The sequence below is a fragment of the Mycobacterium sp. E3251 genome (genome assembly GCF_001666835.1).
Lineage (GTDB): Bacteria > Actinomycetota > Actinomycetes > Mycobacteriales > Mycobacteriaceae > Mycobacterium.
In genome coordinates this window covers 1-15053 of sequence record NZ_LZJF01000152.1, presented here as the reverse complement: position 1 = coordinate 15053, position 15053 = coordinate 1, and the positions used below count along the sequence as shown (strand labels likewise).

The 15053-nt window shown below is 67.8% G+C and carries 13 protein-coding genes; 1 reads left to right on the top strand and 12 read right to left on the bottom strand.

Annotation, left to right across the window (positions count from 1 at the left end; all coding sequences use genetic code 11):
- The first annotated feature begins 5 nt into the window (after positions 1-5).
- Entirely contained in the window at positions 6-1202 is a 1197-nt protein-coding gene (locus tag A5697_RS18605) for an NAD(P)/FAD-dependent oxidoreductase (protein WP_067950349.1), read from the top strand.
- On the opposite strand, the gene A5697_RS18600 is transcribed toward A5697_RS18605, so the two are convergent.
- From A5697_RS18600 to A5697_RS18545, 12 genes are all read right to left on the bottom strand, one after another.
- Positions 1199-1912: an MgtC/SapB family protein gene (locus A5697_RS18600; RefSeq protein ID WP_067210077.1), complete on the bottom strand. Its 714-nt coding sequence runs from the start codon at positions 1910-1912 to the stop codon at positions 1199-1201. The two genes, A5697_RS18605 and A5697_RS18600, sit on opposite strands and share 4 nt — an antisense overlap.
- Positions 1913-2054: 142 nt before the next feature.
- On the bottom strand, positions 2055-2375 hold the full coding sequence (locus A5697_RS18595) for a DUF732 domain-containing protein (RefSeq protein WP_067950347.1): 321 nt from the start codon (positions 2373-2375) through the stop codon (positions 2055-2057).
- Between the two features lie 89 nt (positions 2376-2464).
- Positions 2465-2788: a DUF732 domain-containing protein gene (locus tag A5697_RS18590; RefSeq protein WP_068011642.1), complete on the bottom strand. Its 324-nt coding sequence runs from the start codon at positions 2786-2788 to the stop codon at positions 2465-2467.
- Positions 2789-2837: 49 nt separating this feature from the next.
- Positions 2838-4256: a PPE family protein gene (locus tag A5697_RS18585; protein ID WP_067950343.1), complete on the bottom strand. Its 1419-nt coding sequence runs from the start codon at positions 4254-4256 to the stop codon at positions 2838-2840.
- 72 nt (positions 4257-4328) lie between these two features.
- A complete protein-coding gene (locus A5697_RS18580) occupies positions 4329-5579 on the bottom strand; it encodes a PPE family protein (protein WP_369806127.1) in 1251 nt (416 codons plus the stop codon).
- Between the two features lie 1245 nt (positions 5580-6824).
- On the bottom strand, positions 6825-8657 hold the full coding sequence (gene eccA, locus A5697_RS18575; RefSeq protein WP_067950340.1) for a type VII secretion AAA-ATPase EccA: 1833 nt from the start codon (positions 8655-8657) through the stop codon (positions 6825-6827).
- Positions 8654-9850, bottom strand: a complete 1197-nt coding sequence (gene eccE, locus A5697_RS18570) for a type VII secretion protein EccE (RefSeq protein WP_068011640.1) — start codon at positions 9848-9850, stop codon at positions 8654-8656. The genes eccA and eccE overlap by 4 nt, the downstream gene beginning before the upstream one ends.
- 19 nt (positions 9851-9869) lie before the next feature.
- Positions 9870-11705: a type VII secretion-associated serine protease mycosin gene (locus A5697_RS18565; RefSeq protein WP_068011639.1), complete on the bottom strand. Its 1836-nt coding sequence runs from the start codon at positions 11703-11705 to the stop codon at positions 9870-9872.
- Positions 11683-13194 carry a type VII secretion integral membrane protein EccD gene (eccD, locus tag A5697_RS18560; RefSeq protein WP_067950334.1) on the bottom strand — a complete coding sequence of 504 codons (1512 nt, stop codon included), beginning with the start codon at positions 13192-13194 and terminating at the stop codon, positions 11683-11685. Before eccD ends, A5697_RS18565 begins: the two co-directional genes overlap by 23 nt.
- Positions 13195-13458: 264 nt before the next feature.
- A complete protein-coding gene (locus A5697_RS18555) occupies positions 13459-14361 on the bottom strand; it encodes an ESX secretion-associated protein EspG (RefSeq protein WP_055405688.1) in 903 nt (300 codons plus the stop codon).
- A gap of 87 nt (positions 14362-14448) precedes the next feature.
- Positions 14449-14733 carry a WXG100 family type VII secretion target gene (locus A5697_RS18550; protein ID WP_046182844.1) on the bottom strand — a complete coding sequence of 95 codons (285 nt, stop codon included), beginning with the start codon at positions 14731-14733 and terminating at the stop codon, positions 14449-14451.
- A 50-nt stretch (positions 14734-14783) separates the two neighbouring features.
- A partial coding sequence (locus A5697_RS18545; RefSeq protein ID WP_068011638.1) for a WXG100 family type VII secretion target occupies positions 14784-15053 on the bottom strand: 270 nt, incomplete at its 5' end.

Here is a 15053-nt window from a genome sequence, read left to right as displayed (position 1 = left end):
AGCAGTTGGCAGCTGTGGTGGTGATCGGCTCGGGCTTTGCCGGATTATGGGCGGCGCTCGGCGCCGCGCGCCGACTCGACGAGCTGGCCGTCCCGACCGGAACGGTCGACATCACCGTGTTGGCCACCCAACCGTTCCACGACATTCGGGTGCGCAATTACGAGGCCGACCTGCGCCCATGCCGCATTCCGCTCGCCGGCCTCCTCGATCCCGTGGGCGTGGCACACGTGGCCACCGAGGTGACCGCGATCGACACCCACGCACGCACCGTCGCCACGTCGGGCGGGGTGACATACGAGTACGACCGGCTCGTGCTGGCCTCCGGCAGCGAGGTCGTCAAACCCCCCATACCGGGCCTGCGGGAGTTCGGTTTCGACGTCGACACCTACGACGGTGCCCTTGCCCTGCGCGACCACCTGCTTCGGCTCGCCGACGGTTCTCCAACGGCAGCGGCGGCCACGGTCGTCGTGGTCGGGGCGGGGCTGACCGGCATCGAAGTGGCTTGCGAGCTACCCGACAGGTTGCGGCGGCTGTTCGCCGGCAGCGACGCCACTCCCCGCGTGGTGCTGCTGGATCGCAGCCGCATCGGCTCCGACATGGGCGCCTCGGCGCGACCGGCGATCGAAGCCGCGCTAGCGGCCAACGGCGTCGAGACCCGGGCGGGCGTCGGTGTCGCCGCCATCAGCGAGCGCGGTGTGTCGCTGACCTCGGGTGAACACGTGGCGGCGGGCACGGTGGTGTGGTGTGCCGGTATGCGGGCCAGCTCGCTGACCGAGCAGCTGCCGGTGGCGCGCGACGGCCTGGGGCGGGTGCCCGTCGATGACTTTCTGCGGGTCATCGGCGTCCCCGCGGTTTTTGCCGCCGGCGACGTCGCGGCCGCCCGTATGGACGACGACCACCTGTCGGTGATGTCGTGTCAACACGGCCGCCCGATGGGCCGCTACGCCGGCTACAACGTGATCAGCGACCTGTTCGGCGAACCGCTGCTGGCTCTCCGAATCCCTTGGTATGTAACGGTTCTCGATCTCGGACCGGCCGGCGCGGTCTACACCGAAGGATGGGATCGGCTGCTGGTGTCAACCGGCGAACGAGCCAAGGCTACGAAGCGGACGATCAACACCCGTCGCATCTATCCGCCGCTGACCGGGAACCGCGCCGACCTCCTGGCCGCGGCCGCGCCCGAGTTGCAGGCCCGCCCTTAACGGTCCGATTGCGCTTCGTCGCCGGCATACCACTGCACCGCGCGAACTCCCGGCTGCAGCGACAGCTCCGCCACCAGCCGCTCCAGCCGGGACGGGGCGTCGCCGTCCATGAGTAGGTGCGCGGTCAACGTGACCTCGTCGTCGCCGGACCGCCCGGTATGGATGCCGCGCAGCGTGATGTCGTTACCGCTCGCGTGCTGCACGATCTGGGCGCGCGCGTACTGCTCGTGTTTGGGACGCGAGACCACCTGCACCAGGTAGGGCCGCAGACTTTCGTCTTCGTCGCCGGTGTTGTCGCGATCGATCAGCCGGCCGAGCGGACGCCCGAACACATGTATCGCGATGACGGTCCCGGTGCCGATCAACGCGAACACCAGGTGACCCGAGGCCGCCAGGACGCCGATCGCCGCGGAACACCACAGGGTGGCCGCGGTGTTGAGGCCCCGGACGTTGACGCCCTCGCGCAGGATCACGCCACCGCCGAGGAACCCGATGCCGGACACCACGTACGACGCCACCCTGGTGGGGCTGGTGTCCGCGGTGGCGGCGGCATACAGCACGAACAGGGTCGCGCCGCCGGCGACGAGCGCGTTGGTCCGCAGGCCGGCCCGGCGCGCCCGCCATTGCCGCTCCAGGCCGATGAGGGCGCCACATCCCACGCCCACGGCGAGCCGGAGCGCGAAATCGGCGACGCTCAGCGTGGTCTCCATCGGCACTCCTTCCCCCGGCACCGGCCGGAGCTAACCACTCTCAGGTGAACGGCAGGTGGCGCCGAGCCGAACCGGATGCGTTGCGGTCATGCGTGCGAAACCCGTGCGCCGCCAAAGGGTTCCCGATGTGGCCGACGCCAGGCTAGCTCTTGTTGAGTTGCTGGGGACAGTAGAATTTCGCGGCGATCGCCAGAAACGACGTGGCGTGATCCGTAGTGAGCCCGGGATTTTGGCCCTTCAGATCGTTGACCATCTGGGGGCCGTACTCGCCGTTGCCCATCGCAGTACATACCGCCTGGGCGAACTGGACCGCCGCCTCCGGCGTCTTGTAGGTGATGCCCGCGCTTCGCAGCGACGCGAGAAAGCTCGCCTCGTCGACGCCGCCCGCATCCGGCTCGCCGTGCGCGGGCGCGGCGAGCACGATCGCGGCCGGAACGGCGATCAGCGGCAGCAGCAGCCTCATAACCGGTGATTGTCTCATGGCGCGACGTCGACCGCAGCACGGGCTCGATCTTGCGAAATGCCTTCTGGGCCAGGGTAATACCGTATCGGTCAGGCCTTGCTGAGCTGATGCGGGCAGTAGTACTTCGCGGAGATCATGGCGAAGTTGGACGCCATCTCCATGTCCATGCCCGGATTGTGCATCTTCACGTCATGGACCAGCTCCAAACCCGATTCGCCGTTGTTCAGGCACGAACAGACGGCCCGGCCCGCCCCGACGGCCGCATCCGGACTTGCGAAGCCGAAGCCGGCCTGGTGCAGCGCGGCGAGGAACGCCCCGTCGTCGCCGTCCGGTACGGGTGGAGGATCGGCGTATGCCGGTGCGGCCAGGCCGATCAGGGCGGGGACGCCCAGTACAACCAGTAACCGTTTCATTGCTCGCCTTCCTTGCGCATCGCCACACGGGCTTGAATCATGTTGGCCGCTAACCTAATTGGGCATCAGCGGGCAGGACTTTGGACTTGTCGCCCTTCTTCAGGTGCACGGCGTGGATGCCGGGCTTCTTCGCCAGCTGCTCGAGCAGGGCGTCGAGACCTTCCTGGTCGACGTTGTGGTGCTGCACGGTTTCGGGCTTCTCCGATATCTGTGCGACCAGACGCTTCAGCTGTTCCGGCGACTGCTTGTCTTTGAGGTCCTTGATGGGCTTCATCCGGTTGCGCACGCCGGCGCCGACCACGGTGGGCCCCCCGGAGCCGAGGGCGCTGCCCAGCATCCCCGCCATTCCCATCGAACTGAACAGGCTGCCCTCGCCCAGCGCCGCCGCCGGCACCGCCTCGGGCCCCGCGGCCGACAATGCGGCGGCAACTGTTCGGATGGCCGGGGTGGCCGAGGCCCAGCTCGGCGGAACGCTCAACTGCCCCACCAACGTGCCGCGCGCGAAGCCGGCCGTCGGGCTGATCGCGTCGTAGAGCGTGCCCCGGCCGAAGCCCAACGCCCCCAGCCCGGCGCCCAGCGCGTCCTTCGGCAGCGCGCCGTAGGCGACGGGTGGAGCGAACTTGAGCCACTGGGACACGGGGAAGTTGATGAGCAATCCGACGTCGTTGAACTGCGTGGTCAGCCCCAGGGGCACCTTGACGGCGTTGTACATGGCAGTGATCAACGGCGTGCCGCCGGGAGTTGTGCCGAAGCCCTTCAAGAAGGTGGTGATGGTGGTGTTGTACTGGGTGGCGAGCTGCGAGAGCCATGCCAGTATCGGGTTGCCCGCTGTCGCGGTCGTGGTGAGCGAGTTGGCCGCCGCGCTGACCGTTGACCCCGCATTGCCGGCGGAGGTGCCGGCACTTTGGCTTATCGCGGCCGCCTGCATCGTGGTCCCCGCAGTGTTGGTGGTCTGGGGCGGCTCCGCGAACGGCGTAAACCTCGAGGCCGCCTCCGACGAGGTGGCGTAGCTGTCCATCGCCACGGCGTCCTGCGCCCACATCTCGCCGTACTCGGTCTCGGTGGCCGCGATCGCGGCGGTGTTCTGCCCGAACAGGTTGGTCGCCATGAGCTGCGCCAAGAGGGCACGGTTCTCCGCGATCACCGGTGGCGGCACATGCGCAGCGAACGCCGCCTCGTACGCGGCTACCGCCGCGCCGGCCTGGGTGGCGGCTTCCTGGGCCTGAATCGCGGTCTGCTGCATCCAGGCCACATAGGGCGCGGCCGCCGAGGCCATGGCGAGGGAAGAGGGCCCCGCCCACGGCCCGGTGGCCAGACCCGAGACCACCGACGAATAGGCCGACGCCGCGGACTGCAACTCGGTGGCCAGGTTCTCCCACGCGGTAGCGGCCGCCACCAAGGACTCCGGTCCCGGGCCGGCATACATCCGGCCCGAGTTGAACTCCGGCGGAAAGGCTCCGTAAAACATGTGTGACCCCTTACCTGGTGGCCGGCGGCCGGGTGTTCGGTGCTGGGCAGATGTGCGGTGTGTTCATGGCGGTCACTCCTCGATGCACGGGATCACGATGATGGTGGCGGCGGCCGGGTCGGCCTCGGCGACGGCACCGCCGAGCGAGCTGGCCGCCGCGGCGGCACTTCCGGTCATGGGGTGGGTCGCGCTGGCCGCGACGGCGCGTCCCAGCAGGCTGGACAGCCCCATTTGGCTGAACACTCCCTCTTCACCGGCGAGCGCGGCGGCCGGGGCGGCAGCCATGTTGGTGGGCATCACCTGGGCGACGGTCCGGATGGCCGGGGCCGCGTCCGTCCAGCCCTGCGGGACCGACATGCTGCCGACCAGGGACGCTTTGCCCATGGAGCCCGAAACCGGTCCGACGGCGGAGCTGAGCATGGGCCGCACGGCGCTGGGTCCGCTGGTCAGTGGCGCGAGTGCCCCGGAGATCGCCTTCGGGCCGGACAAATAGGCGGCGGCGCCCTGGCCGTTCTGGCCCCAGGCGTACGCCTGGCCGAACGACAGGAACGGGCCACCCGGGACGCTGCTCCATGACTGGGGGGAATACGGGCCCGTCAGCACCGACCAGATGTTGTTCCAGTAGTCGAGGTTTTGCCCGATTCCCGTGGTGACCCCGGTCCCCGTCGTCGGGTTGGCTGCCGCGGTATTGCCGGCGTTCAGCAGGGGTTGCAGCGTGCTCAGTTTGGAGGCGGTGTTGGAGCCCGATTGCCCACCCGACTGCGTGACCGCGGCCGCCTGCATGGGTCCGGCCGACTCGTTCGTGGTCCGCGGCGGCTCCGCGAACGGCGTCAGTTGCGATGCGGTTGCCGATGAGGCCGCGTACCCGTACATCGCGGCGGCGTCCTGGGCCCACATCTCCATGTATTGGGCTTCGGTGGCGGCGATTGCCGGGGTGTTCTGGCCGAGGATATTGGTGGCGATGAGCGTTGCCAGCAGCGCGCGATTGGCCGCGATCACCGGTGGCGGCACCGTCGCCGCGAACGCCGCCTCGTAGGCTCCCGCGGCCAGCTTGGCCTGGGCGCCGGCCTCCTCCGCTTGAGCGCCGGTGGCGGTCATCCACGCCACGTATGGCGCGGCGGCGGCGGCCATGGCTATCGACGACGGACCCGTCCACGGCCCCGTCGCCAGCGACTCGATCGTCGAGCCGTACGAGGCGCTCGTGGCCTGCAACTCCGCCGCCAATTCATCCCACGCCGCCGCCGCGGCCAGCAGCGGACCCGACCCGGCGCCGACGTACATCCGCCCCGAGTTGACCTCCGGCGGAAGCGCCCCGAAGTCCAACATCGACTACCTCCCGTCCCTTAAGTGGCCGCCAGGGTAGGCGCGGCTTTGCTGCCCCGGCCGCAACCGCGGCAAGGTTCTAATGAAATCCATCAGATCCGTTTCTGAAGCCACGAGCTCATTCCACATACTTCAAATAACCGGCCATTCGCTGCCTAACTGAATCCCTACAAAGATCGCGTGTGACTAAACCTGCCAACCGCCCACAAACATAAGAGCATTGTGGCGATAGCGCATTTCCGTCCGCGTTCCTTCCGCGTAACCAAATGTAAAAATCAAATGTCACTTCACCACCGGCCCGTGTGAGAAGTTGGGCGGGCAGCTATTTCGATGTGATCTTGAATACATCAAGGTTAAGAACCGTTCGAGGCGCAGTTGAGCGGCGGTTTACTGGCTGCGCAAACCGCTATTTCGGGCAATAGAAGGCCCACGGATCGACGTTATCATCGACCGTTTTAAAACGATTTCCAGTCATATCAAAGAAGGATTGGAAGTGTTGGATCCTCCTATCGCCATATGGCAACACAGCGAAATACGCATATCGGACATATGCCGCAAAGTTGCCCGCGGATCAAACCGCAAGCTCAAAGCGAGCGTGTCAATGTCAAGCCGATCGGGACGCAATTACGCCCAACCAGAGCCGACGGCGTTGTCGGTGCCGGCTGTGTTGCTGCCGGCCGTCTAGAACTTTTGCCCGCGCGGTTGGCCGCCGTCCGGATCGCCCGGCGGTTGCGACCTACCCGGGCGATGTGCTCCCGGCGGGGCACCGAGCCCGCGGCGCCGGTACGTCGCGAACGAGACTGACGCCGGGTCTCCGCCGGCGCCGCCCGGGCGCGAACCATGGCGCCATGCCCGCCCACTCCACCGACACTTGATACCCGATTGCCATGCCGTTCCCCTACCGTTCACCCACACGAAGGGTAGATGGGCTACTCTGCCGCGCCGCTGATTAGCTGCTGGCAGTTTCCTGGGAGGCCGGCTGTGCCTGGTCACCGACGGTTTTGCCGAGTCCTCGCCATTCGGCTGGGACGCCTAAGACGTTGCTAGGCGTGCCATTTTCCTCAAAAGCGGCTTGTAAATAACCGAGGCTCCGTCGAGCCGCGGCGAGCGGCCGGCTGGCGCACTGCCGGCCGGCCGTTGCTCACCGCGGGAGGCCCGCGCATACCTGACACCGCCGCGAAACCCCGCGGGAGCCGGGTTCGGCGCCAAACCGCGGCACGAATTAACTGAAGTGAGCCGCGCGGCCTAGGTCGTCTTGTTCTCCGCGACCGCCGCGCTGAGGCCCTCGGCCAGGTCCTCCTGGGTCAGCTCCTTGAATCTCAGGAGTTGCCGCTCGCTGAACTCGGTGACGTCGCTGGCCAGCACCGCATCCAGGTCCTCGTCGTCCAGACGGAAACTGCGGTGATCGCGGGCCTTCTCGACCACATTGCGCACGAAGCCGGCATTACCGAGCGTATCGATGCCGCGGATCAGGTCCCCGTCCTCGGAGTAGCTCTCGTCGAGATAAAACCTGGTGTACGAAGGCAATAGGGAATGCGCCGCTTCCTCGGTGATGACGTCCTCGTTCTCCTGGCCCATCAACCGGGTCAACGCGACCAGCTCGTCCGGCGTATAGCTGAAGAACTCGATCACGGTCGAAAACCGCCGCCGCAGACCCTGATTCACGTCCAGCATCTTCTCCATCGCCTTGGCGTAACCGGCACCGAAGACGACGAGCTCGTCGCGATGGTTCTCCATGTACAACAGCAACGTGTTGATGATCGCGTTGCCGTAGGGGTCACCTTGCTGGTAGCCCTTCTCGTGCAGCGTGTGCATCTCGTCGAAGAAGACCGCCCCGCCGAGAGCTTCCTCGAGCATCTCCTCGGTGTTCTTCTCCGCGTCGGCCATGTATCGGCCCAGCAGCTTGGTGCGGCTGGTTTCGACCACCACCGGTTTGCGCAGCACCGTCAGGCCGCACAACTGCTTGCTGAAGGCGCGCGCCACCGACGTCTTACCGGTCCCGGGCGGCCCGAGCAGCAGTGTGTGGCGCGAGGTCACCGGCACGGGAAGGCCCATCTTGGCGCGGGCCAGGTTCACCTTCGTCGTGGCCTTGATGAGCTTGATCTCCCGCTTGGCGCGTTCCATGCCCAGCATCGCGTTGAGCTCGGCATCGCCCTCGGCCAGGTACCTTGCGGCCTCCTCGGCGTGGCGAGCGGCCTCCGTCTCCTCCCGGGTCGGCGCGCTGTCCGCGTCCCACGGATCCGTGCGCGCCTCAATGGTTTCCGGGTCGGTCAGGACCAGTCGATAGTTCGGGTTGTCCAGCGCTTCGCGGGCGGGGCTGAACTTCGGATCCCGCGAATACACCCGGCGCAACAGCTCGACGGCCTCTTCCTCCCGGCCCAGGTGTCGCAGGCACATGCCCTGGGTGTAGAGGGCGATGTTGGCCGCGCCCGGGACGCGGTCTCCTTCAATCGCGTCCTGGCCCCGCCGGATCGCCTCCTCGAAGACGCCGAGCGACGCCAGCGCCGTCGTCGCCATCGCCGCTCCGGCGGCCTTCAGTTCCGGCTGACGCCAGACCTTGCCCTCCGGGAATTGGTTGAGCACATCCGGCCACCGCCCGGTGCGGAAATACAGGATGCCCCGCACGTAGTCGACCAGCTCCTGCTCGAATGGTTGGCGCGGCGTTACCCCGTCGAGCAGTTCGGCCGCCTCCTCGTAGCGCTTGGCCTCGGCCAGCACGGCCGCGTAAGCGCACGCCAGGGACTCGACGCTGGTGACAGCCAGCTGGAGGAACAAGCCGTCTGAGACCTGGGGACGGAAGTGCAACTCGGTGACCCCGAGCCGGCGGGTCTCCCACCCGAACGTGCGAATCGATGCCCATGCACCGGCGAGGACCTCGATGCTCCGCTCCCCCGCCAGCAATCGCGCCAGCCAGGCGTCGCACATCCCGGGGTCCAGGCTGCTCGCCGTGGCGAACATCTGCGACGCCACCTGCGGATTGTGACTCGGTTGCAACCCGTTGACGGATATCCCGGATGCCAGCAGGCCGGCAACCATCGCGTTGCGGGCGCCCTCAGCGGTCGATTGCGGCCGCGTCATTGCGCCACAGGCACGCCCGACGGACTCCCTCGCAGCTGATCGACCGACAGCACCAGGTCGTCGTCGTCACGCAGTCCGCGGCTGGGCACCACGAGCATGGAGCGCGTCGCCGGAGCGGGCAAGCTGGCGCGGACCGCGGCCAGCTGGCGTCCGGTGAGGCGGTTGAGGCCGGCCGAGACGTCTCGGGGCAGCCGCTTCTCGCTGTGGAAGCGCACCCAGGCCGATACCTGCGGCCGGCCCGCCCGCGCCGTCAACCGGACCGTCAGCACGGTGGCGACGGTGTCGGCCTGCCACAGCTCGTCGAGCGTGTCGGTGGTGATGTCGGCGGGCGTCACCCAGAAGCTGGTGGTGAAGCCGTTGAAGTGTTTGAGGTGGCGCCAGCCGGGCCGGCTCCAGGTGGGCTCCAGATCGGCCAGGACCGCACGGTCCACCTCGGTGAGCTCCTCGGCGGTCAGCGGCCGCGCGGCACACGTGAGCCCGTCCAGATCCTGGGCCAGCCGCTCGGTCGCCGCCACCAACGTCGAAGCCAGCGAATCGCGGACCGCCACCGCGGCGATGTTGCGCTGCGGGTTCATCCGCAACACCAGCCAGGTGCGGCGAACATAGGAGGTCGGCTCGCCATTCGCCACCTCCCACTCCTCGGGGCCCCAGTCGTCGAGCTTGGACAGCTCGGCGGCGTTGCCGCCGCGACGCACCTTCACCGACACGATGTCGATGTCGTCGAGGTGAATGTCGAACTGCCGCAACCCATCTGCCACCGCCTGCACCAGCAGGGTGGGCGGCGACGTCCGGTGCCGGTGGCGCGACGACGGGTCGTCGTCGCCCCCGTTGACCGCGATGACCGTCACCAGCTGACCCTCGTACTCGCGCACGCCGACCTTGTCGCGCCCGAAGCGGCGCTGGTAGTCGAGCGCCGGCGTGCAGCCCGCGCCCAGCGCGCTGCCGGGGTCGGCGGACCAATCCCACAGCCAGGTGGCCAACCCCGATGTCACCGTCACCCCGTGATAGGTGATCAGCGAGAACAGCGCGATCAACGCCGCCAGCCCGACGCCCACCCAGAACGCGATGCGATAGGTGCCCTGCCAGGACTCCGGGCAGTGGCTGGCGACCACCATGATGGCGACGTCGACCAGGAACACCGCGGTGACCCGTGGCCACGACAGTGACAAACCGAACCTGCGCTGAGCTTTCATGACTGTTGCTGCTCCGCCCTTATTGCTGCTTCCGCGATCGCTTCATCAGCATCGCCGTTCCAAACACGCCCCCACCGATCAGTAACGCCCCGAGCAAGCCTCCGGCGGCCACCCACACCGGCACCATATCCCGGGGTGGGGCGGGCTTCGGTATGTTCAGCGGCGCCGAAAGTTGCTGCGGCGGCTTCAACGGCCCTTCGGGTACGTCCCACGTCAGTGCCGCCACCGGGTCGACGATCCCGTGCCCGATCTGGTTATCCACGCCGCGCGCCGGCGCGCGGGCGGTGCGGGTCAGCCGGTTGATGACCTGGTACGCCGAGAGCTGGGGGAACTTCGCGCGAACGAGCGCGGCGACGCCGGACACGATCGCGGCCGAGAAGCTGGTGCCGGACGGAACCAGCAGCGTGTTGTCCGGGCCGTCGATCGCGTTGATGACGCCGTCGTCCCGGGGGGATAGCCCGATGACGTCGGTACCGGGCGCGGCGATGCCCACCCACGGGCCGGCCACGCTCGTCGACGCCTGCCCCTGGTTGCCCTGGGTCATCGGCCGGCCGTCCTCGTCGACCGCGCCCACCGTCAGGACATAGTCGCTGAACCAGGACGGCGTCACGACGGTGGTGACGGAACTCCAGTTGCGAGGATCGTTGGGCTGCAACGGATCATGCGCCGGGTTCTGCTTGCAGTCCTTTTTGCTCGTGTCGCCGGCCGCGGCCACTATGACGGCATTCTTGTCGACCGCCGCGTAGCGCACCGCCGCACCCAGCGCGCGCTGGTCGACGATGTTGCGCGCGCTCATACAGGTCACGTCCGAGATGTTGATGATCTGCGCGCCCATGTTGGCGGCGTGCACGATCGCCCGAGCCATGGTCTGGACGCCGTCGATCTTCGCGCGAGTCTGCGGGTCCTCGTCGCCGGTGTAGGCGTCCTTGAGGCCGAAAGCCTGGCTCGACTGGCGGATCCCGATGATGTCCACATCCGGGGCGACACCGCTAAACGCGTCGGGACCAGCCGAGGGCGGTGCCGGCGGCGGAGGCGGCGGGCTGGGCGGCGGATCCAGCGGGCGCGGGCCGCGTGAATTGTCGACGCCGACCACGCGGCTCCCGCCGGAGTAGCTGGGTATGGTCACCGTGCCGCCGCCGTGGTTGCCGGCCGGGGCCTGCCCGCCCTGCGGAGGTCCCGGCGGCGGGCCCGCGGGCGCGGCCGGTGGCGGTGGCGGTGGCAGCCCGAACGGTCCTGGAGCGGGCTGTTGCTCCGTCGGCGAAGGCGGAACCATCGTCACGGTCTGCGGCAAGGGCGACAACGTCACCGTCTGGGGCGGTGGCGCTTTCGGTGGCGGTTCGGTGGTGGGGATGGTGACCGGCCGGCGCGGCGCGGCCGGTGGGACTCCGGCGCCGTTGGCCGGCGCGGCGCCGATCATCGAGGCCACGATGGTGCCGTGGGCGTCGCAGTCCGACAGCCCGTCGCCGCCCATCACGTAGTCACCGCCGGGGATCAGGCGCGGAAACCGGGGATGCGGGCTCACACCGGTATCGATGACGGCCACCTTCACGCCGGCACCGCGGCCGAACTGCCATGCCTCCTGCAGGTTCAGCATGTCCATGTACTTCGGCGGCAACCGGAAGTCGGTGCCGGGCAGCACGCCGACCTCGGTGCAGTACGAATTCTGCTTCATCGGCGCTGGCGGCCCGGGCGGACCGTCAGGCGGCACCGCGCCGGGATCGATCGTCGGCGGCGAAATCGCATAGGCGGGTGGTAAACCGGCCAATGCTCCTGAGGCGAGCAAGATTGCGGCGAGGGCCGCCGCGGAAGCGCGCCCTCGCCACACCTTGCTACTACCGGTAGCGGATTGCTGCATAGACATTCATCAACCACAATGCCAGCGGGAAAATCGGCATCAGGCAGAGGTATTCGATCCATTCCACAAACTTGCGGAACAGCGGGCTGTAGATGGTGTTCGGCACCACGGCGGCGGAAGTGAGGCCGGCCGCCGGCAGCAGGACCAGGATCGCCGCACTGATCGACACGGCCAGGGGCGACTGCAACACCAGCGCGTACCGCGCCACCACGGCACCCACGATGAGGACGGCCGTGACGGCCAGGGTGATCGCCTGCCAGCGGTCGACGTAGGAGCGTCCGCGCAGCATCAGGAATCCGGCGCTGAAGCCGGCCAGCAACAGCGGCAGCCAGCGTTGGCCGGTGTGCGGATCCGACAAAGCCGCCAGCGAGACGATCATCAAGACGCCCAGCCCGACCAGCAGGCCGGTCAAGAACGAGCGGGCGCGTTCGGCTTGCACCAAGACGTCGCGGACGGACGCGGGTCCCTCGAGGACCGGGGGGCCGCCGTCGGAGCGGACCACGGTGGTCGGCAGGTCGGGCCGGGCCTCGAACACCCACCGGCTGGTCGCCGAGGGGAACACCGGCAGGCGAATGCCGGCCAGGCGGCGCGAAAGCGCCGGCGCGGTGTGATAGACCAGCACGCACACCAGGACGACGCTGGTCAGCAGCGTCACCGCGCTGGTCATCGCGACCATGCGCGCCAGTGCCGCGATCGCCGTGACCAGACTGATGGTGACGAGCGCCGTGTAGAGCCCCAGCCTGCGGCCGGTGAAACGCAGGGCGAGCATCGCGGCGATGGTGAGCACGCCGAAGCCCAACACCGCGTGGGGAGATCCGACCCCGCCGGGCGGCGCCGCCGCCGCGGCGACCGTGAGTGGCGCCAGGCCGCTCAGCAGCATGATGTCGGCGATGCGGCGGTCCTGCTGGGTGCGCGCCCGCATCTGCAGCATCAGCGAAACGCCCAGCACCACCGCGGCGATCACCGCGGAGTACGCCGTCGGCAGCCAGGAGTTGTGGTGCCACCGGTACCAGAGCAGCAAGCCCGACGCGGCCGTCACCCCGGCCGCGACCATCGACGCACCAACCTGCACCGCGACGACCGGATCGATCGCGGCAAACCGCTTGCTCAGGTTTGCCGCGACAGCGGTGGAGATGTGCTCGATGACCTGCGAGCGATGTTCGGTGTCCTGGATGAACCGGATCCACAGCCGGTCACCGTCGTAGACGTCCTGTTCGGTCAGGGACTGGGTGGCCCGCAACGGGCTGCCGTCCACCAGGCAGAGCGCCCACCTGCCGCGGCCCGTGGCCTCCAGCGGGGTCTCCCCGAGCTCCCTGAGCCGGCTGTTCACCACCTTCAGCAGTGGCTCGGTCATCACCGAGACGGGAGCGTTGGCGTCCAGGAGGACGCCGATCTGTACGCCCGCCCCGGCCATAACGCCGACCACGACCGCCCGAGGCTGCGAAACTCCCTCAACGTCAGGCTGTAGCGCTTCAACTACCGCAGTCATCGCCCTGAACCCCTTACCGTCGTGAATGTGTAACCCCGTGCCGCCAGCCGGGCGGGAGTCCGCGCCGGCCCGTTTTCCGGGGCGCTGCGGCCCCCGGGAAACTGCAGCTCGACCAATCCGAATTCCATCTACCCCGCCTCGCGATTAAAACCTTGGTGACAGTGGTTTGAGATTTGCTGAATCTCTTAGAGAAGTATGCCGTGTTGGCTTCTCAACCGCATGTTGAGTGCAAAGACATTGGTGAACTTTGTGTTTCGTCGAATGTCAGACCCTGCTGTGGGTTTTCCACTCCCCGTAGGGAAGTGTGTCCAGCACCGTCTTGACGCCCACCTGCACCAATTGGGGGGTCGCCGGACAGATGGCCAGCCAGGCCTCCCCCGACCCGGCCGTCCGTGCCTGCTGGTAAAGCGCGATGCGGCCGCCGGAACCGTCTTTGAGCGACAGCACCGAAGCACTGGGGCCCTTCGCATCGTCCCGGTACTGACGCGCGTACACCGCGACCTCGGCCGCGGGATCGGAAAGAGCCTGTCCCAACGCGGCCACGGTGGCGGCACTGATGCCCATCCGCCGCAGGTCGCCGCCGGAAAACACGTTGAAGCCGGACTCCTGCCACGACTTCGTGGCTTCCAGCATTTCTTCCAACGGCACGTTGACCGCATTGATCGCCGCGGGCTCGGCGTGGTGTATCGACTCCAGCGCGTCCAGGACCAGCGACGCGATCGAGGCGCTGTCCGCGATCGCGACGTCGTCGACGGTGATGTCGCCGCCGACCCGCACCGCGGACACCCAGTGCTGGCCGCGGCGGGCCAGCACTACCCGAAACTCGTTGTCGGGGATGTCTCGCGATCCGGGCGGCTGGTTCTCGTCGTCGACCACGCCGTAGAGCAGCTTGCCCCGCGACAGCAGGGCGATGACCTCGAGGTCCGGCGCGGCCAGCACCCGCATTCGAGCGGCCACATGTTCGTTCACCTGGTCGTTTTCGACGATGCCCTGCTCGCGCATCACCGCCATCCCGGGATGCTCGTTGAGCCAGTCGCTCGAGTCGGTAGAAACGAATGGCCGGCACCGCAATTCCGGCGCGACGTGCCGGATGTCCAGGAGGGCCTGGAGCATCCAGAAACCGTCGACGTTAACGGTGATGTCGGTGCGGGCGGTCTGCTGATCCATCAATACCTCAAGGGTTCAAAGTGCACGGTAACCGCAGGACGCGGCAGCACACCAGATCTCGGTGTGCTGCCGCGCCTGAAGTTGGGGTTAGGCCCAGCTGGACCCAACGGCGCTGTCGGTGCTGGCCATGTTGCTGCCGGCGCTCTGCACCTTCTGCCCGTGGGCGTTGGCCTGCTCGTAGATCACCTGGAAGTTGCGACCCAACTGGGTGATGAACTCCTGGCAGGCCACCGAACCGGCACCGCCCCAGAAGTCACCCGCAGCAAGCACATCGCGAACGATGGCCTGGTGCTCAGCCTCCAGAGACGCGGCCTGGGCGCGGATCAAGGCACCGTGGGCGTCGACATCGCCGAACTGGTAATTGATTGTCATAACGGTGTTCTCCTAATGTCTGGAATGGTACGCAGCCGCGGTTTTAAGCGCTAGCTGCCGAGGATTTGCTGCGAGGCCTGCTCTTGCTGCTCGTAGTTGTTCGCGTCGCGAATCAGTCCGTCCCGCACTCCGTGGAGCATGTTGACGATGTTGCGGAAGGCCTGGTTGACCTGACCCATGGTGTCGTACGAGGTGGCCTGCGCCTGACCGCTCCAGCCGGAGCCGGCGATGTTCATCGAGGACGCCCACATCTTGCGAGCCTCGTCCTCAACCGTCTGGGCGTGCACCTCGAAGCGGCCCGCCATCGCCCGCATTTCGTG